Raw genomic sequence first — 16,738 nt, 5'->3', positions numbered from 1 at the left:
GGCATTACGGCCACTGCATCTCGCCCTTGAGCACCTTGGCGCTCAGTTCAAGGCTGCTGGCGTCGAGCAACTCCGGATACTTGGCTTTCATCGCCGCGATCAGGCTTTCGCTGTCCTTGGCTTTCGGCAACTCGGTTTCCAGAGTCAGCAGGTAGTCGCGGGTGAAGCGCAGGTCGTCCAGGTTCAGATTGGGCTTGCCCAGGTAATGGCCGGGGATCAGAGTGGTTGGTTGCAGGGCTTCGAGCTGGTCGAGGGATTCTAGCCAGGACTGACGAGCCTCCAGAGTTTGCGCATCAGCGATCCAAGGGTGGATGTTGGCGGAGGTGAGCACCCCGCCGACCACGGTTTTGATGCTGGGAATCCACAGACTGGTGTGTTTGGGGTCGTGGCCAATCAACTGCAGGCGTTGTCCTTCCAGGGTCAGACTATCGCCTTGCAGGACTTCGGGTACGACGGTGCGCTCCGGTGCGTTGTCCTTGAGGATCGGTCCCCAGTACGCCAGCTTGGGCGCGTGGCTTTTCTCGATATAAGCGACGGTCTCTGGCGTTGCCAGAACCTTGGCTTCGGGGTAGGCGCGCGTCAGGGTCTCCAGGCCAAAGTAAAAATCCGGATCGCCGTGGCTGATAAAAATGGTGGTCAGGTATTTACCGCTGGCCTGGATTCGCTCGACCAACGCCTGGGCTTCGCGGGTGGAAAACTGGGCATCGATCAAGATCGCGTCACGCTCACCGCTGATCAAGGTCGACGTGACCGGGAAGATGGCATTTTCGCCGGGATTGTACACCTCGATGCTGAGCGGTTGCGCCAGGGCGACGCAGGCGCTGGCGAGCAAAGCGGCACCGCCGACGAGTTGGCGGATGATACGGGTAGTGGACATGCTGACCTCCATTTATTAAGTGGTTGAGGGAGTTTAGTAGTTTCAAATATTGCAAAAAACCCGTTAAGCTGGGCATATTTGTTGCGTAAATCGAGCGAATAATGGATCGACTGACGGCAACCCGGGTATTTGTCGAAGTGGTGGAGCGGGGCAGCCAAACCGCGGCTGCCGAGGCGCTGGAGATGTCGCGGGCGATGGTCTCGCGCTATCTCGGCGAGCTGGAAACCTGGGTCGGCGCGCGTCTGTTACATCGCAGCACGCGCAAGCTGAGCCTGACCGACACTGGCGAACAGCTGTTGCCGCAGTGCCGGCAAATGCTCGCGGTGGCCGAAACCATGCAGGGCATCAGCCCGAGCGGTGACTCCGCTCCGCGCGGCAACCTGCGCATTGCCTGCAGCCAGTCGTTGGCCCAGGCCTGGCTGGTGCATGCGTTGAACGAGTTCCTCGCCCTGTATCCGCAGGTTGGCATCGATCTTTTGATTAGCAGTGAGGCGGTCAATTTGGTGGAGGCGCGGGTCGACCTGGCACTGCGCATCACCAATCAACTGGCCCCCAATGTGATCGCCCGCCAACTCGGGGTATGTCGCTCGGCGGTGTGCGCCACGCCGGCCTATCTCAAGCGCCATGGCACTCCCCAGCGGCCCGAGGATCTGGCGCAGCATAATTGTCTGAACTATGCCTATTTCGGCCGCAACACCTGGAAATTCAAGCGCGACGGCGAGCCCTTCGCTGTGGCCGTCAACGGCAACCTCAGTGCTAACGAATCCATGGTGCTGCTGGAAGCCACACTGGCGCACGCGGGCATCAGCCAGCAGCCGCTCTACTCGGTTAGCGCGCTGTTACGCTCAGGAGTGCTGGTGCAACTGTTGCCCGAGTACCAATCGCAGGCGTTGGGCATCCATGCGCTCTATGGCAGCCGTCGGCAAATGCCGCCGGCGCTGCGCGCTTTGCTGGATTTTCTGCTTGAGCGGCTGACCGAGAAGCCGGACTGGGACTGCTAAGCAAAAGATACCGAAAGAACGGGGAAGAGCTCCGGGGTGCAGCGATTCGTACTGGGTGGGTGAGTGTACTCGTGTTTGTTCCTGAAGAACCCATACTCTGAATAAGACCTGTCCGAGTTTCCCGGCCCCTTTAATTTATCTGCTAGTGTAGGTTACTGCAGTCTCACTCAATGGGGCATCAGGATGAAAGCAATTGGCCTTCTTTTCGTGTTGTTCTCCATTTTCGGATGCTCCGGAAAACCCCATGTCGTCCAGCCGGACGGCGAAGCTGACAGTCCCCGTACAAGCAAGCTCCACGTTGTGAGCCATGGCTGGCATGTGGGGCTCGTGATTGCTGCTGAAGAGCTCAACCTGGTGTTCCCGGACCTCAAAGATCGGTTTGCTGGTGCTGAGTATTACGAACTGGGGTGGGGCGATGCGGGGTACTACCAGGCCCAGGAGGTTACGACAGGCGTTACGCTGCAGGCTATCGTCTGGTCGCAGGGAACCGTGGTACACGTTGTGGCGTTGCCAGTTTCTCCCGTTGAGTATTTCCCCCGGAGTGACGTTGTCGATACCTGCCTCACGGCCGAAGAAAGCGATTCTCTAACGCGATATTTGGCCAACAGCTTTACTCAGGATGAGACCGGGAACCTGATTGAAACGAAGCGCGGAATCTATGGCGACAGCCAGTTCTATGATGGCCAGGGCCGTTACCACTTACTGAATACCAGTAACAAATGGGCCGCGAAGGCACTGAAGAGTGCGGGAATGGATATATCGCCCACATTCAAGCTTACGGCTGATAGTGTCATGGGGTTTGTTGAGGAGAATCGCAATGACTGCTCTCACACCCTTCGCAATGGATTGCACTCTCACCGGTAGCCAACTGGCTCCGTGCGCGCTGCACTTCGTCTTCAACGCTCGCGTCGATTTGATCCTGAACGGCGCTATCCCGTGACTAACCACCTGCCATAGCGTTCTCCGATCTGTGAATGAATGTCCGCCTATGTTGATATCGTCCATCAGTTTCCGGCTGGCGAACGCGGGTGACAGCGGCTTAAATTATAGAAGGCGCAGCACTGACTACTTGAATCCAGAAAAGGAGGAAAGTTATGGATGTGCCCCCGTTTGATGAGCTCAAGGATTTGCACCAGCGTGATCCGAAAGGCTTTGAGAGTTTGCGCGGGAAATTGATTGATGACTGTATTCGCCGCAGTAAGACGTGCAACCAGCGCCGGCTGCGGGGCCTTCAGTTTGTGATCGATGCCCGGCGCCGGGTAGCCGGCAGTCCCATGAGGGCGCTAATGAACATTCAGGCCATGATGTACGACTCGTTTCTCGCTCTGCAAAAAGCTCTGCTTAATCAGCCACGCACCCCCGAACCATCCGCGCCGACAAGCGCACGAGTCCTGCAATTTCGACGTTCCCGATCCTCAGTGGATTAACCCAAAGGATCGACATCCACTGCCCGGACGTTTCGAAAGGCTGACGAACCGCTTACATGGCCCTTGAAAATATTCCGAAGGGCAGGGACTTCAACACGTAACTCAGCGGTGTCCAGGGCCACCAGGGCACATAGGCGCGGCGTTTTTCAGACTCGATGGCTTTCACCAAAGCCTTGACGCCGGTTTCGAGGTCCACCCGGAAGGGCGCATTCTTGGTACCGCGGTTGATGTCCGTCAGAATGTAGCCGGGCAAAATGTTGCTGACGTTAATGGGTTTGCCCTTGGTATCCAATTGCAGGCCTTCCGCCAATGACGCCACGGCGGCTTTGGTGGCTGCGTAAACGTTAAGAGGGCCACGGAAACCGCGAACGCCGCTTACCGAAGACATCAGCACCAGATGGCCGCTGTTATGCTCCCGGAAGATTTCCATGGCCGCTTCGCTTTGAGCGATGGCCGCTATAAAGTTGGTTTCGGCCGTTTGCCGGTTGGCGGCAAAATGTCCCCGGCCTATGGGTTGGGAGCTGCCAATGCCCGCGTTAACCACCACGCGGTCAAGACTGCCCAACTCATCCCGAAAGCCACGGAACACCTCGAATACCTGATCGTAGTCGCACACATCCAGCCCTCGCACCAGCACCCGAATGTTGGGATAAGCTTGCTGCAACTCCCGTTGCAGCGCCTCCAGCTTATCGGCCCGCCGGGCACACAGCGCCAGATTGCAGCCCTTGGCGGCCCATTCGCGCGCCATACCTTCACCGAGGCCGGTGCTGGCACCGGTAATCAGAATGTTCTTTCGCATTGAATTTGCCTTGTTGTGTTCGGGAAGTCTGGGCTCAGACTAGCATGAATGGCGGTCATGGAAACTGGGCGTAAAGGCCTTGCGGTAGTACTTGCTGAGATGAAAGGGCAATAAACCACCGTGGACGCTCTTGTACCTTGAGTCTATTCTTAAATCATAGGTGCCCGACTTGAGCCTTCGGCACAAGGAGTGGCTGATGAACCTCCAGAAGATTGTCCTCAGGAATAATGTCCACCTGATCGGGGATGGATCCCGCTCCATGATGCTTGCCAATGGGTTTGGTTGGGATCAGACCATGTGGAGATATCTGGTGCCGCGATTGCCGGTGCGTTACACACTGGTACTTTTTGATTATGTCGGCTCAGGCGGCTCGGGTATATCGGCGTTTGACCCGGATCGTTACGGATCACTGGAAGGCTATGCGAGGGACGTCACGGAGATTTGTGAGGCGCTTGAGCTTCAGGACGTGATTCTCGTGGGCCATTCGGTAAGCAGCATGATCGGCCTTCTTGCTTGCCAGGCGAATCCGGCCCTCTTTGACCGCTTGGCGATGATCTGTCCATCTCCCTGTTTTCTGAACATTCCCCCCGACTACCTGGGCGGCTTTGAACAGGCGGATCTCCAGGAACTTCTCGACCTGATGGAGAGAAATTATCTGGGGTGGGCCAGTTTCCTGGCCCCGCTGGTCATGGGGCGCGAGGCACCACAGGAAATGATTGATGATCTGGCCAAAACCTTCTGTTCAAACGATATCAGAGCTGCCAGGGTTTTCGCCCGTGCCACGTTCTTTTCGGATTATCGCCACATCCTTCCCGACTCAAAGCATCCCGCATTGATCCTGCAGAGCGAAACTGACGCTTTCGCCGATCAAAGGATTGGTCACTATATGCATGAGCGGATGCCCGGAAGTACGTTTTCGTTGACAAAGGGGGAAGGCCACTGCCTCCACATGACTCACCCTGCCGAAGTCGCGGACCGTATCGAGCGCTTTTGCAATCAGCTGCGCTCATAGACCCCCACCAGCCGGTTCATGCCCATCAGATGAGGCTCCACTTTCTCGAGCAACTCGCCCAGAGTGAGACCGGCGGGCAGGTCCAGTTGCTGATCCAGAGCCAATACCCAGAAATAATAGTGATGCCGGCCATGGCCCCGGGGAGGCATGGGACCGCCATAGCCACTGGTTCCGAAGTCGTTGGCGCCGTGGGTGCCCTTGTCCGAGCCCTCATCCAGATAAGGTGTCGAGGTTGGCAGGTTGTACAATACCCAGTGCACAAAACCGTAGGAGCCGTTTTTCACCTGCGGAGCGTCAGGGTCGTGACAGATCACCGCAAAGGATTGGGTTCCCTTGGGCTCGCCGCTCCAGGACAAGCCGGGCGAGAGGTCGGCGCCTTCTCCGGTATGCCGGGTGTGAAGCTGGCCATCCGGACCGAAGTCAGGGCAGGTTACCGTCATGGAAGACAGTGCGAAGGCCATGGTGTCCCTCCTTCTTTCGCAAAGGGTCAAACGCTTACATTCCATGATCCTCCCGAGTTGGTGTGTTTTCAACAACTTCAGGGGAAGTCCTTACCTGGGGGAGCGAGACTCTTTCAGCAAGGCAGTCGTAGCCGCCCATTTCAAATTCACGGCAGATCAGTGGGCGGTGCTCGTAAATACTACAAAGCATGGTGGAACGATCTAAAGCGGCACACCATCCGTCGTCCAGGCGGGCCATGGTCATTCCACCCCAACTGTCCAACTCGACGTATTTTTCAGGCACCCCCGTATCCGTAATCAACATGACCTCCAGGCGACAACAATTCGCTTCACATGTGGCGCATGTCACGTCACTGTCAGGCACGTTCCTCGCGTCAATCTTCTTCATGAATCACTCACTGATTAAAAACGGACAGGGGCCAGTCTCTCATTTTCACGGACCTTGTGGCATACGCAGCTAGGTTCCATACTTTGAGTCTCAGGATCCCTTTCCGGGGATCCACGGCGTATAACCTCAACCAGAGGGGAACGAGCCATGTCACAGAAATATGCCGGGGGTTGTGATCATATCCACACCCATTCAAGTAATGATCCGATAGACAACCACATCTGCCATTGTTCTGTCTGTAAACGTGTCACCGGGCAAGAGTCGACCCATGTCGTCTTCTTCAACCATCGTGACCTGACAGTGGACAATCGGGAAGGCCTGAACCGACAACCTTTCAACGATCAGAATCCGGATGGACCACTTGAACTGTGTACCTGCGCCACGTGTGGCACACCCATCATGCTGGATGACAAACAAAGACGAATCCGCGCGATTGTTCCGAACCTCATGGGGTACGATCCAGAGAGCCTGCCCCCGACTTACCATGCGTTTTTTGACGAGTCCACGGGCGCACCTCGCCCTGATGATGGTCGTCCCGTTTATGAGGGGCTGCGGCCTGACTTCGTCTGGCCGCCTTCCGCGTGACTATACTGGATTTGGCGAGCTTTAGGGGAAACGGAATCCTATGCTGATCAATGCGGATTTTAACAAACGCGCAGTGGTTCACGGAGCGCGCCAGGACTGGGTTCCTTCCCCCATGCCCGGTGTCGACCGGCGCATGTTCGACCGGATTGGCGAAGAGGTGGCACGAGCCACATCCCTGGTGCGCTACGCGAAGGGCAGTGCATTCTCACCCCACACCCATGACGGCGGTGAAGAGTTCCTGATCCTGCATGGGGTTTTCCAGGACGAGCATGGCGATTACCCGGCGGGAACCTACGTGCGTAACCCACCGACGTCACGCCATACGCCCGGGGCAGAGCAAGGCTGCCTGATGTTCGTGAAACTGCACCAGTTTGATCCCGACGATCGCACGTTCGTCAGAATCGATACCAACAGAATCGGCCGCATAACCGATCCCGAGCGGCCGGATGTTGCCGTGTCACCCTTGTTCGAAGATGAGCGAGAGACGGTTCAATTAGAAACCATAGCGCCCGGGGCGTCGGTCAGGATCGGCGACCCCGGGGGCTTCGAAATGCTGGTGGTTGATGGAACACTCACCGTTGACGGTGAAGACTACGAGCCTCAATCCTGGCTGAGGCTGCCCCCCGACGATTACGCGAGCCTGGTTGCGGGCCCCAAAGCCGCGACGGTTTGGATCAAGCGGCGCCATCTCAGGCACAGTGTGCTGAACGCAGGCGCTTTTGCTCTTTCGCGTTAGTTCTTCCTTGTTTTGTTCTAACCGTTACATATTGGTCTTGTGCTGCGCGCCGTCGACGGGAATGCAGGCACCCGTGACCCAGCTCGCTACCTTATCCGAAGCTAGAAAAACGGCCACATTCGCCACTTCCTCCGGACGCCCGAAACGGCCCCAGGGGATCTTTTTCAGGGTACCGTGGTAGCGGTCGGGGTTATCGGTTTTCGCCTTGTCCCAAATCCCGCCGGGAAACTCAATGGAGCCCGGTGCGATGGAGTTCACCCGGATACCGCTCGGCCCCAGGTCCACCGCCAGTGACTTGGCGTAGCTGATCAGCGCGGCCTTGGTGGCGGCATAAGGCTGGGTGGTGCCGACTTCGATACCGGAAATGGAGGACATCAGGATGATGTTGCCACCACCGGCTTCCTTCATCCAGGGCACCACCTTCAACACCGCCCGGACCGACGCCATCAGATCCAGGCTGACATTGGTTTCCCATGCCTTGAGGTCGTTGCCGACCCCGAGAGCGGATACATTGCTGACCAGGATATCGACACTGCCGAGCTCAGAGTGGGCGTTTTCCAGAAAGTCATCAAGGCTGTCTTCGTCAGCAACGTCGCAGGACTGCTGATAAGCTGTCACCCCCAGCGATTCGATCTCGCGGGCCGTTTCTCCCAGCGCCCCGGCGCTGCGGGCGCAGATGGCCACATTCACACCTTCGGCGGCCAGCGCCAGGGCGATGGAGCGGCCAATGCCCTTGCTGCCGCCGGTGACCACAGCGTTCTTGCCTTTCAGTTCAAGATCCATTGATATCCGCCTTTCATCGTTGTTCGGGGTGGCCTGTGTCCTATCGTACGCCTACGCTATTACGATCAAAGCCCAGCGGGAAAAGCTGACATAGCCATCCACATCGCCCCCCCCCCAAACGTGGCCATCGGGGTCTGCGTGCTTAAGGTTAGAAACCGTTACACCAACGCGCCATTCACAATAGCCCGCAATTCCTGACGGATCGGGTAGGTGGAGGAGGGGATCAGCTGCGTCATGAAGATCACCACCAGCTCCTCCACCGGATCGATAATAAAGTTGGTGCTCGCCAGGCCACCCCAACCATACTCGCCGACCGAGCCATTGATCTGGGATTTGGCGACGTCCGTCTTTACCGAAAAGCCCAGACCGAAGCCGGTCCCGGCATAGGGTGTTTCGCTGAACGGACCGACAGAAAGGCCAGGCAGGTCCTGATTGCCGGGCAGGTGATTGCGACGCATGAATTCCAGAGTCTTTCGGCCAATAATCCGCCGCCCGCCAAACTCGCCGCCCTGACAGAGTGCCTGGGCAAAGTGGAAATAATCGTCAATGGTGGAAACCAGCCCGCCGCCACCAGACAGAAACCTCCTTTTGTCCCGGAAAGGGGAGGTCTGCGGATCGTCCTGCAGCTTGAACTGGTCGACCGGATCGTACTGATAGCAGGCGGCGAAACGGTTGAGCTGATCGTCACGAACATGGAAGCCGGTGTCGGGCATGGCCAATGGTTCAAAGATATGCTCGCGCAAATACTCATCAAACGGCTGATCAGCCAGCAACTGCACCAGATACCCCAGCACATCCGTGCTGACCGAATAGTTCCAGGCGGTACCCGGTGAAAACTCCAGCGGCACTTCCGCCAGATGACCGACCAGCGCTTCCAGCGTCAGATTCCGGCCGCCATCGAGCTTCAGCTCCCGGTAGGCGGCGTCCACGTTGGTGCGGTTCATGAACCCGTAGGTCAGGCCTGACATATGGGTGAACAGGTCGCGAATGGTCATGGTGCTGGTTGCGGGTGTGGTCAGGAAGTTGGGATACACACCGCTGTTGTAAACCCGCAGGTTTTTCCAGGCCGGAATATACTTGTGTACGGGATCATCCAGCAAAAACCGCCCCTGCTCATAGAGCTGCATCATGGCGATGGACGTAATCGGTTTGGTCATGGAATAAATGCGGAACACCGTATCCCGGCAGACCGGCTTGTTGCGCTCCACATCCATCAGCCCCTGAGCTTTCAGATAGGCAATTTCCCCACGCCGGGCCACCAGTGTCAGCGCGCCGGGCAATTTCCCCGGCTGGATATAGCGTCGGTCAAGATGGTCTTCAATGTGAGTAAGGTGGCCTGATGAAAGGCCGGTGACCTGTTTCGATTCCCTCATAGTGATTACAGCTCCAGTACGAGATTTCTGCCGCCAAGAAATAGCACCCAAACCGACACTGTAACCCAATGAATAATCACCGGCACCCAGATAGACCGGGAGAGGGCATAGCCATAGCCACAGGTGACGCCCAGGGCACAGGTGATCACCAGAAACCAGGGGTTCAGGAACAAAGGAATGGCCGTGGGATTAAACGCCAGCGCATTGAGCGGGTGCCACACCACAAAGACAACCGTGCTGATCCCCACAGCCCAGGCGGTCTTTACGACGCCAGAATCCAATACATTCCGCGGGATAAGCACACCCCTGAAGAAGGCTTCTTCAAGAAAGGACGGAAACACAAACAAAAGGAAGGGCAGCAAAGGCGCGAGGATGGAGTCCAGCCATCCAAACTGAAATAACCCGGCCGCAAAACCGACCGACACCGCAATAATGGCAAACACCGGCACCAGTGCCCAGGCCTTCAATGGGGCCCGGAAAGGTGAGGCCAGAAGACTCTGGCCAAGGTTGTCACGGAGGTACCTGAAAGGCTGTTTTGACATCATCGGGTCACGCTTTTAACCTCAATCGGCCATCTCTGCCATCAATTCTCTGACGGTGATGGTATCGTCCGCAAGCCGCGTGGGATCGGGTGTTTGTTTTTGGCTGAGCAGTTTTTTGGCAAGCATGAATTCAGACGGGCGATTAACACAGTCAGCGGCGATCAGTTGCCTCTCCCTGAAATAGAACGTAGCAAAGCTTCGACCCGAATCGGTGGTGCCACGAATCACAATCTGATCGTACCCCTGACTCAGGCCGGCTATTTGCAGTTTTAGGTCGTATTGGTCGGACCAGAACCAGGGCAGACTGGTCTGCGCTGACCTTTCCCCACACAAAGTCGCAGCGGCGGTCTTGGCCTGCTCCATCGCGTTGGGAACGGACTCCAGCCGCCGCCACTGACCAGAGTGCGGATCCCATTGATTGGCACAATCCCCGGCCGCAACGATATCGCGATCCTGCGTCTGGCAGTATTCATCCACCACGATGCCGTTATTGGTCTCTAGTCCTGCAGCCTCGGCAAGCTCGCTATTCGGGGTCACGCCAATACCCACGATGACCATGTCCGCAGGGTATGAGGTGCCATCGGCACAAACGACTCGTTCAACGCGTTCCTCGCCCTCAAACGCTGTGGCGGCTATGTCAGTGTGAATGACGACACCGGCTTCCTCGTGAATGCGTTGGTAGAACGCCGAAACTTCCGGTGCTGTTACACGCTGCAGAACGCGTTCAGCCCTCTCCAGCACCACCACCTCAATGCCTTGCTTACGCAAGGATGCTGCCGTTTCCAGGCCAATATAGCCCCCGCCTATGATAACGGCGCGGTGGGTCCGGGGCAGGTCCCGCCGAATACCTTGTACATCGGCCAGGCTGCGCAAGTCGTGCACACCAGCAAGCTCTTTACCCTGAATCGGCAACCGGATGACCCGGGTGCCGGTGCACAAGGCAAGCTTGTCGTAGCGTTGCTCGCTGCCATCGGCGAGCGTCAGTGTCTTTTCCCTGCGGTTGATCGCGGTCACCTTGCCGGAGATACATTCAATCTGGTGCTTCGCATAAAAGGCCGGGGGGCGAATGGCCAGGCTGTCGGCATCGGTTTCACCGGCCAGAAACGCCTTCGACAACGGTGGTCGCTGGTAAGGCAGTCTGCCTTCGTCGCTAATCATCCGAATGGCACCCGCCCAGCCTTTCTGCCGCAGGCTCGTGGCGAGCTGCGCTGCCGCATGACTCGCCCCGACGATCACACATACCTGGTTCTGAGCGGAATTGGAGGTTGAATTGCTCATGGCTCAGCCCCTGTTCTTTCTGGTCAGCTTCACCATCATGCGGGTATAACCCCGCACAAAATTCGACTGAACATATTCCGGCTCTCCCTGAACGTCAATCCGGTCAAATCGCTCCAAAAGCTCTTCCCACAGAATCCTGAGCTGCATCTCCGCCAGGCGGTTGCCCATGCAGCGGTGGACACCAAAACCGAAAGACAGATGATTGCGGGCACCCTTGCGGTCAATAATAAACTCATCCGGATTATCAATCGCGCGTTCGTCCCGGTTGCCGGAGGCGTACCACATTACCACCTTGTCACCCTTGCGGATCGTTTCACCGTTCAGCTCTACGTCCTGCTTTGCAACCCGGCGCATGTAGGCCAGCGGTGTCTGCCAGCGAATAATTTCAGACACCATGTTGGGAATAAGGGCCGGATTGGCTTTCAGCTTGTCGAATTCCTGCGGGAACCGGTTCAGCGCCAGCACGCCGCCGGTCATCGAGTTACGGGTGGTGTCGTTGCCGCCAACGATCAGCAGCGCCAGGTTGCCCAGAAACTCCATGGGGCGATGGATCAGGTCCTTGGTGTCTTCGTTGTTGACCATCATGCTGATCACGTCAAAGCCCGGCTCTTCCCCCGCGTCGCGGCGAGCCTCTTTCTCCCTCCAAAGCTCAGAGAACGATCGGGCGACCTCGGCGACAGCCGGGAAGAACTCGTCACGCTCCACCTGACCCCCGGTGGTCTCCGGGCTGGCCGCCGCCACATCGGACCAGTACACCAGTTTGCGCCGTTGCTCGTAGGGAAAATCAAGCAGCGTCGCCAGCATTCGAGCCGTCAGCTCAATGGAGACGTTGCTCACCCAATCGAAAGGCTCATCGACCGGCAGGTGGTCCAGTACATCCCGGGTGCGCTGTCGGATCAGGCTTTCCATTTCCTTGAGGTTCCTGGGGGCCACCACACCCTGAACCGCCTGACGCTGTTTATCGTGCTTTGGCGGGTCCATAGCAATAAAGGTTTCGATCGCCAGCCCCGCGGGCTGATCACCCAGGGTGATGATGGGTTCCGCTGAAAACAGATCGTGGCGTTTGTCGACAAAGAGGATATCCTCGAAGCGGGTGACTGACCAGAAGGGCCCGAAAGCGCTGCTCTTCTGGAAGTGCACCGGCTGCTCATCCCTCAATCGTTTGAAATAGGAGCCCCACAAACCCTGACGCCAAAGGAAAGGGTTGCTGACATCAATGTCTTCAATCGCCATAGTGGACACATCGGGCAGGGGTGATTCCATGAATTCCGGAGTCTTCGGCGCCAGACCGACCCTGTCCAGTGCCTGCTGCGCAAGGTGGGCAGCCCTGACTTGCCAATGCATCGGAACCAGACGGGCACTTAGATTCATCGCGCGGGTTGAAATACTCATCGGGTGTCTCCCTTACATCTGGAATTCGGGCAGGCGGACCACCAGGCCGTCGAGGGCATCGGTGATCTCGATCTGGCAGGCCAGGCGAGAGGTCGGCGCGCCCTCCGGTGTCATTTCCAGCATCTGCTGCTCGCTGCTGTTGATCTTGCCGGTCTTCGCATACCACGCCTCGTCAACGATCACATGGCAGGTGCCGCAGGCGCATTCGCCGCCGCAGTCAGCATCAATGCCGGGCACCATGTTGTCCGCTGCGTGCTGCATCAGCGATTTGTCCGCCTCGATTTCCACCTTGTGCCGGGTACCGTCATGTTCGATAAAAGTCATATATCCCATAAATCCCTCGGGCTCTGTTGATGGCTGGATACCAGCCAGAGCTGGCTGATGTTCATGGTTGTCAGATTGCCCTGTGGTGGAGGGACTCAACAGGTCATCAATTGACAGGAGGGGGACATAACAAGACAATTGCCAGATCGTCCGACAAGAATTAGAACAATGAATCAGATGACACAGGCAAATCCCACGGCTCTGGCCAGCATTCCAACCAGCTATACACGCCTGATCGCGCAGGAACTGGGCATGCATGCGGGCAATCTGCCCGAATTGCTGCGAGGAACGCACCTCACCGTAGAACAGCTGCTGGATGAAGCCACCCGGCTCACCGCCCAACAGCAGATACAGGTCATTGAAAATGCCCTGCGCCTCTCGGAGGATGACAGGCTCGGGTTACGCATTGGGAAGCGACTGACACCGGCCGCCCATGGACCCATGGGTTATCTCGCCAGCAGCAGCCCGAACCTGCTCGCTGCCATTGAGGCGTTCCAGGCCTTTCTGCCGACACGCGTCAGTTTTGTCCGGCTGGATCTGAGCCAAAGTCATGGCCAGTTGATCATCCGTTGCAATATTGATGCGGAGATGAGCCCTGAGGCCAGCCGTTTCATGGCTGAAATCTGCGCGCTGGCTATGCTCTCATGTGCCGAATTCATCATTGGTCGACCTGCCCACGAGTTCCAGACCTGTTTCATGCACCCGGACCCGGGACCAGACGCAGGTTATGCGGACCATATCCCCGGTAAATACAGCTTCTCTGGCGACGAGCTGCTTGTACGTGCGCCGATGGAGCTTTGCAGGATTCCCAACGTGTCGGCCAATCATGAGAGCTATGCTCTGGCGAGGGAGCAATGCGAGGCAATTCTCGCAAACCTGAGCGGAGAGCCGGACAGCTGCCGGCGGCAAATCGAAACCATGATGCTCTCGTTTCCGATCGGCACCCTGACCGAAGAGGACGCAGCGGCGGCGCTGTTTATCAGCAAACGCACGCTGTCGCGGCGCTTGAAGCAAGAGGGCGTGGGTTTCCGTCAGATTCGTGATGAGATCCTGGCGCGACAGGCCAGGAGTTATCTGCGAGATGGAAGGCTCTCGGTAGAAGCCATTGCAACGTTACTGAACTACCATGACAGCGCCAGCTTCCGGCGCGCATTCAAGCGTTGGAGCGGGATGACACCGGACAGGTATCGCCAGGTGGGAGACCTGTAACCTGGTATTGAGTAGCGGCATTCATCAGCCTTTTTGGCCAAATAGGGTAGGGCAGAAGACGGTGGCCCAGGTTGTCACGAAGGTACTGGAAAGGCTGCTTTGACATCATAGGATTGTGGACCTGCCGCGATCTTCGCTAGGCCTTGCGCCTGATCTTCGCCGCGATGAACGGCGCACAAGCCGTTACCGCAAGCACGAGAGGCCAGAGGTTGCCATCCTTGAACGTGTAGGCTTCCAGCATCACTGGCCAGGACTTTCCCTGTGCAAGCCCAAAGGAAAACTCGAATGCAAGCGTGAGTGCGAGCCAGCCAAACCCCACCAGCCAGAATTGCCCAGGGCCGCTCAGGCGCAACCAGGGTAGCGATACCCACGCCACGCCAATAATCAGGGCTGACAGTAGCAGTCCGCTCAGTACAAACGCAGCCGGAATCCCAAACGCTGGCAGAAGCACAGCCTCCCGAAACAGGCCGTTAGCGATGGCCAGGGCGAGGATGCTTAGCCAGATTATTAGTGCTTTTGAAGCCTCGTTCATGGACGTTTCCGGATCACGTTTCTGGTTTTTTCTACAGCCTCAACCCTGAGAGAAGAGGCGGCCTGTCAGGGACATACGCCTTACGCGATTTGTTATGAATAGATTTCGGAACTCATCCAGTCAAGAAGTAAAACCAGGCAGGAGGAATCCTCATCAATGTACAGAGTATCGTCGCCGGCAGGAGGGGCGACATCAAGTTCGCCTTGGCCGTCGAACGTTACGCTGTGTAAACATCGCGAGGCCTGATCATCAAGACATCGATTAAACGTTAGTTTCCCTTTGAGCGCATCACCCACATAAATCATCGTAAATTCGATGCTATAGTCCCGGCCTAAGAAGTGTAGATTACTGCTTTCACCATCGTTATGATCGAACTCTATTCCTTTGATCGGAAATCTGTCGCCTTGTAGAAGGGCAAAATTCCGTTGAAATTGTTGGAAGAGTTCCTTGAACTTTTCATATCTACGTTGTGCTTTGAATAGTCTCTCAATCGAGCTCTCAATTCTATTCATGTGCTGCCCCCTATTGTTCATGACGCCAGCGGCAGGGGCGCGACGTTAGACCCGTCCCTTGACCGCAATGGTTAGGAATCTTTTGGGTAAGAGTTAACTTTATCAAACCCCCAAGCTTCTGTATCCTTGCTAAATTCCCCTTGACTAGAAACAATTCCCACGGAGCGAAATATTTTATAAAATATAGGTGCCGAATATAAATACGGAACTGGCTGGTACTTTTCATGTGAGGTGAAGTCGACGTCCCTGCTGGAAAAATCATGGGAAAACATATTTTCTTCTTTCGGCTCACTAGGAACGGATATTATATTGTCAGTGGTAATGGGAATGGAGTTTACTCGGGCTCTCTCTATGAATAATTCAGAATCCACATACGGAGAGGTGAAAAATACATTTCTCAACGTGAAGCACGAATACGTATCTCTCTTGTCGCCTGTAAAGTTCAATATCTGAAGGTAAAGGTTTGCAAGAGAAGCCAAAGCCTGAGTTAGCAAAGAATAATCAACAACCTTTATTTTTGAGTAGCCTTGAATTCGAGCTAGACTACAAAATTCCTCTACGTACTTATGTTTACCGCTCATCTTGGTAAAGGCCTCAAAGTCATATGAATTTAAGGGGATATCGAGGCGAACCCTGCCATCATGCCACCACCTGAAGCTCAGTGTAGCTAAGCTGGGATCATTGCCTTCGATTTGTCTTGCTAAATATCCATTTGCAGTGGTTTGAAGAGCCTGCATCGGGCTCCAAACACCAAACACATCACCTTCCTTATTCTTAATAATTTTTGAGAAATCTTTAAAAGATAACTTTTTTTCCGGTCCTACTTGATGCTGAGCTGGCCTCAAGTAAATGTGAACCCAAGAAGTATCTGATTGAGCATCTGGTAAATCGGGAATATTTGTTAAAAATTGAGTTAATTTTTCCTGATGCTTCACTCCACGTCGCCAGAGCTCGTCAAGTATGAATCGATCAGTTTCTTCTTTGGGTTTGGACTGATCAGATAACCGACGATAAATTCTTCCTGACGAATGGATGTGCGGAGTGTTTAGGCTCATCGGTATTCCAATGATGAGTACACAATAACCGTCCGCTAACCCTATTTCCTCAATAGGTCCGCTGACGATATGCTCTTCATATAAAACTTCTGGATTTACATGTGCGGCGGCTGCTTCTCTGATATCTCTCGATACCTTTTCCAGCTGATCTTTCGGTATCCCGGGGAATTTTGAAGCAGTTCGAGTTCCGTCTGAACTTTCCTCTACTCCGATAAGTAACCAGCCACCATACTGGTTTGCAAAGCCGGACAAATGCTTAGCGAAGTCAGGTATTTTGAGACCTTGCACTTTGTAATCAATGTACCAACCTTCCGAAACGGATTTAAGGCATAAAAAATCGTCGGCACCAATGTTTTCCAAGTCGTTCTTAAAAGGGTAATACGAATAATCTAGCAAAACTCTACTCCCTAACGAGGCTGTAGAAAAACTCGATTCCGAGCCGTCCCCAGCGT

The 16,738-nt window shown here is 55.7% G+C and carries 20 protein-coding genes; 7 read left to right on the top strand and 13 right to left on the bottom strand.

Going from position 1 to position 16,738, the window contains the following annotated elements:
- Window positions 1-4 precede the first annotated feature (4 nt).
- A complete protein-coding gene (locus MARLIPOL_RS16070) occupies window positions 5-877 on the bottom strand; it encodes an MBL fold metallo-hydrolase (protein ID WP_012139359.1) in 873 nt (290 codons plus the stop codon).
- 101 nt (window positions 878-978) lie between these two features.
- Here MARLIPOL_RS16070 and MARLIPOL_RS16065 point away from each other — a divergent pair, with 101 nt between their 5' ends.
- From MARLIPOL_RS16065 to MARLIPOL_RS16055, 3 genes are all read left to right on the top strand, one after another.
- On the top strand, window positions 979-1,878 hold the full coding sequence (locus MARLIPOL_RS16065; protein ID WP_012139358.1) for a LysR family transcriptional regulator: 900 nt from the start codon (window positions 979-981) through the stop codon (window positions 1,876-1,878).
- A gap of 183 nt (window positions 1,879-2,061) precedes the next feature.
- Window positions 2,062-2,742 (top strand): TIGR02117 family protein, encoded by a 681-nt coding sequence (locus MARLIPOL_RS16060; RefSeq protein WP_012139357.1) that lies wholly within the window; start codon window positions 2,062-2,064, stop codon window positions 2,740-2,742.
- A gap of 230 nt (window positions 2,743-2,972) precedes the next feature.
- Entirely contained in the window at window positions 2,973-3,305 is a 333-nt protein-coding gene (locus MARLIPOL_RS16055; protein ID WP_012139356.1) for a DUF3135 domain-containing protein, read from the top strand.
- A 52-nt stretch (window positions 3,306-3,357) separates the two neighbouring features.
- Here the strand turns inward: MARLIPOL_RS16055 and MARLIPOL_RS16050 are convergent, their stop codons facing one another.
- Window positions 3,358-4,104, bottom strand: coding sequence for an SDR family oxidoreductase (locus MARLIPOL_RS16050; protein ID WP_012139355.1), 747 nt, complete (start codon window positions 4,102-4,104; stop codon window positions 3,358-3,360).
- A 196-nt stretch (window positions 4,105-4,300) separates the two neighbouring features.
- Here MARLIPOL_RS16050 and MARLIPOL_RS16045 point away from each other — a divergent pair, with 196 nt between their 5' ends.
- Window positions 4,301-5,116 (top strand): alpha/beta fold hydrolase, encoded by an 816-nt coding sequence (locus tag MARLIPOL_RS16045; RefSeq protein WP_012139354.1) that lies wholly within the window; start codon window positions 4,301-4,303, stop codon window positions 5,114-5,116.
- Here MARLIPOL_RS16045 and MARLIPOL_RS16040 read toward each other — a convergent pair.
- Together MARLIPOL_RS16040 and MARLIPOL_RS18465 are read right to left on the bottom strand one after the other, a co-directional pair.
- Window positions 5,101-5,577, bottom strand: a complete 477-nt coding sequence (locus tag MARLIPOL_RS16040) for a YbhB/YbcL family Raf kinase inhibitor-like protein (RefSeq protein ID WP_012139353.1) — start codon at window positions 5,575-5,577, stop codon at window positions 5,101-5,103. The two genes, MARLIPOL_RS16045 and MARLIPOL_RS16040, sit on opposite strands and share 16 nt — an antisense overlap.
- Window positions 5,578-5,611: 34 nt before the next feature.
- Window positions 5,612-5,965, bottom strand: a complete 354-nt coding sequence (locus tag MARLIPOL_RS18465) for a YkgJ family cysteine cluster protein (RefSeq protein ID WP_012139352.1) — start codon at window positions 5,963-5,965, stop codon at window positions 5,612-5,614.
- Window positions 5,966-6,112: 147 nt separating this feature from the next.
- Between MARLIPOL_RS18465 and MARLIPOL_RS18460 the strand changes: the two genes are divergently transcribed.
- The gene (locus tag MARLIPOL_RS18460; protein WP_082446216.1) at window positions 6,113-6,550 is read left to right on the top strand and encodes a GFA family protein; all 438 of its coding nucleotides are present in this window, start codon (window positions 6,113-6,115) and stop codon (window positions 6,548-6,550) included.
- Between the two features lie 40 nt (window positions 6,551-6,590).
- Window positions 6,591-7,286, top strand: a complete 696-nt coding sequence (locus MARLIPOL_RS16025; protein WP_012139350.1) for a cupin domain-containing protein — start codon at window positions 6,591-6,593, stop codon at window positions 7,284-7,286.
- Window positions 7,287-7,310: 24 nt separating this feature from the next.
- Here the strand turns inward: MARLIPOL_RS16025 and MARLIPOL_RS16020 are convergent, their stop codons facing one another.
- The 6 genes from MARLIPOL_RS16020 to MARLIPOL_RS15995 form a co-directional block, all read right to left on the bottom strand.
- Window positions 7,311-8,069, bottom strand: a complete 759-nt coding sequence (locus MARLIPOL_RS16020) for an SDR family NAD(P)-dependent oxidoreductase (RefSeq protein WP_012139349.1) — start codon at window positions 8,067-8,069, stop codon at window positions 7,311-7,313.
- A 158-nt stretch (window positions 8,070-8,227) separates the two neighbouring features.
- On the bottom strand, window positions 8,228-9,442 hold the full coding sequence (locus MARLIPOL_RS16015; protein ID WP_012139348.1) for a serine hydrolase domain-containing protein: 1,215 nt from the start codon (window positions 9,440-9,442) through the stop codon (window positions 8,228-8,230).
- Window positions 9,443-9,447: 5 nt separating this feature from the next.
- Window positions 9,448-9,987 (bottom strand): CPBP family glutamic-type intramembrane protease, encoded by a 540-nt coding sequence (locus MARLIPOL_RS16010; RefSeq protein ID WP_012139347.1) that lies wholly within the window; start codon window positions 9,985-9,987, stop codon window positions 9,448-9,450.
- 18 nt (window positions 9,988-10,005) lie between these two features.
- Window positions 10,006-11,262, bottom strand: coding sequence for an NAD(P)/FAD-dependent oxidoreductase (locus tag MARLIPOL_RS16005; protein ID WP_012139346.1), 1,257 nt, complete (start codon window positions 11,260-11,262; stop codon window positions 10,006-10,008).
- 3 nt (window positions 11,263-11,265) lie between these two features.
- A complete protein-coding gene (locus MARLIPOL_RS16000; RefSeq protein ID WP_012139345.1) occupies window positions 11,266-12,654 on the bottom strand; it encodes a cytochrome P450 in 1,389 nt (462 codons plus the stop codon).
- 12 nt (window positions 12,655-12,666) lie between these two features.
- Entirely contained in the window at window positions 12,667-12,978 is a 312-nt protein-coding gene (locus tag MARLIPOL_RS15995) for a 2Fe-2S iron-sulfur cluster-binding protein (RefSeq protein ID WP_012139344.1), read from the bottom strand.
- 168 nt (window positions 12,979-13,146) lie between these two features.
- Here MARLIPOL_RS15995 and MARLIPOL_RS15990 point away from each other — a divergent pair, with 168 nt between their 5' ends.
- The gene (locus MARLIPOL_RS15990) at window positions 13,147-14,187 is read left to right on the top strand and encodes an AraC family transcriptional regulator (RefSeq protein ID WP_012139343.1); all 1,041 of its coding nucleotides are present in this window, start codon (window positions 13,147-13,149) and stop codon (window positions 14,185-14,187) included.
- Window positions 14,188-14,323: 136 nt separating this feature from the next.
- Here MARLIPOL_RS15990 and MARLIPOL_RS15985 read toward each other — a convergent pair whose 3' ends face one another.
- The 3 genes from MARLIPOL_RS15985 to MARLIPOL_RS15975 all read right to left on the bottom strand — a co-directional run.
- Complete coding sequence (locus MARLIPOL_RS15985) at window positions 14,324-14,719, bottom strand: hypothetical protein (RefSeq protein WP_012139342.1); 396 nt, start codon at window positions 14,717-14,719, stop codon at window positions 14,324-14,326.
- Window positions 14,720-14,811: 92 nt separating this feature from the next.
- Window positions 14,812-15,231, bottom strand: a complete 420-nt coding sequence (locus MARLIPOL_RS15980) for a hypothetical protein (protein ID WP_012139341.1) — start codon at window positions 15,229-15,231, stop codon at window positions 14,812-14,814.
- 71 nt (window positions 15,232-15,302) lie between these two features.
- On the bottom strand, window positions 15,303-16,738 hold a 1,436-nt coding region (locus tag MARLIPOL_RS15975; RefSeq protein ID WP_012139340.1), incomplete at its 5' end, for an AlbA family DNA-binding domain-containing protein.

This window comes from Marinobacter lipolyticus SM19, from assembly GCF_000397065.2.
GTDB classification, from domain to species: Bacteria; Pseudomonadota; Gammaproteobacteria; order Pseudomonadales; family Oleiphilaceae; genus Marinobacter; species Marinobacter lipolyticus.
Note: the sequence above shows the minus strand (reverse complement) of the source record. Positions and strands in the feature narration are given on the sequence as shown.

Excerpts from the sequence above, each read along its gene's own strand:
- MARLIPOL_RS16070 (WP_012139359.1), bottom strand. The coding sequence starts at position 877 with ATGTCCACTACCCGTATCATCCGCCAACTCGTCGGCGGTGCCGCTTTG.
- MARLIPOL_RS16065 (WP_012139358.1), top strand. The coding sequence starts at position 979 with ATGGATCGACTGACGGCAACCCGGGTATTTGTCGAAGTGGTGGAGCGG.
- MARLIPOL_RS16060 (WP_012139357.1), top strand. The coding sequence starts at position 2,062 with ATGAAAGCAATTGGCCTTCTTTTCGTGTTGTTCTCCATTTTCGGATGC.
- MARLIPOL_RS16055 (WP_012139356.1), top strand. The coding sequence starts at position 2,973 with ATGGATGTGCCCCCGTTTGATGAGCTCAAGGATTTGCACCAGCGTGAT.
- MARLIPOL_RS16050 (WP_012139355.1), bottom strand. The coding sequence starts at position 4,104 with ATGCGAAAGAACATTCTGATTACCGGTGCCAGCACCGGCCTCGGTGAA.
- MARLIPOL_RS16045 (WP_012139354.1), top strand. The coding sequence starts at position 4,301 with ATGAACCTCCAGAAGATTGTCCTCAGGAATAATGTCCACCTGATCGGG.
- MARLIPOL_RS16040 (WP_012139353.1), bottom strand. The coding sequence starts at position 5,577 with ATGGCCTTCGCACTGTCTTCCATGACGGTAACCTGCCCTGACTTCGGT.
- MARLIPOL_RS18465 (WP_012139352.1), bottom strand. The coding sequence starts at position 5,965 with ATGAAGAAGATTGACGCGAGGAACGTGCCTGACAGTGACGTGACATGC.
- MARLIPOL_RS18460 (WP_082446216.1), top strand. The coding sequence starts at position 6,113 with ATGTCACAGAAATATGCCGGGGGTTGTGATCATATCCACACCCATTCA.
- MARLIPOL_RS16025 (WP_012139350.1), top strand. The coding sequence starts at position 6,591 with ATGCTGATCAATGCGGATTTTAACAAACGCGCAGTGGTTCACGGAGCG.
- MARLIPOL_RS16020 (WP_012139349.1), bottom strand. The coding sequence starts at position 8,069 with ATGGATCTTGAACTGAAAGGCAAGAACGCTGTGGTCACCGGCGGCAGC.
- MARLIPOL_RS16015 (WP_012139348.1), bottom strand. The coding sequence starts at position 9,442 with ATGAGGGAATCGAAACAGGTCACCGGCCTTTCATCAGGCCACCTTACT.
- MARLIPOL_RS16010 (WP_012139347.1), bottom strand. The coding sequence starts at position 9,987 with ATGATGTCAAAACAGCCTTTCAGGTACCTCCGTGACAACCTTGGCCAG.
- MARLIPOL_RS16005 (WP_012139346.1), bottom strand. The coding sequence starts at position 11,262 with ATGAGCAATTCAACCTCCAATTCCGCTCAGAACCAGGTATGTGTGATC.
- MARLIPOL_RS16000 (WP_012139345.1), bottom strand. The coding sequence starts at position 12,654 with ATGAGTATTTCAACCCGCGCGATGAATCTAAGTGCCCGTCTGGTTCCG.
- MARLIPOL_RS15995 (WP_012139344.1), bottom strand. The coding sequence starts at position 12,978 with ATGACTTTTATCGAACATGACGGTACCCGGCACAAGGTGGAAATCGAG.
- MARLIPOL_RS15990 (WP_012139343.1), top strand. The coding sequence starts at position 13,147 with ATGAATCAGATGACACAGGCAAATCCCACGGCTCTGGCCAGCATTCCA.
- MARLIPOL_RS15985 (WP_012139342.1), bottom strand. The coding sequence starts at position 14,719 with ATGAACGAGGCTTCAAAAGCACTAATAATCTGGCTAAGCATCCTCGCC.
- MARLIPOL_RS15980 (WP_012139341.1), bottom strand. The coding sequence starts at position 15,231 with ATGAATAGAATTGAGAGCTCGATTGAGAGACTATTCAAAGCACAACGT.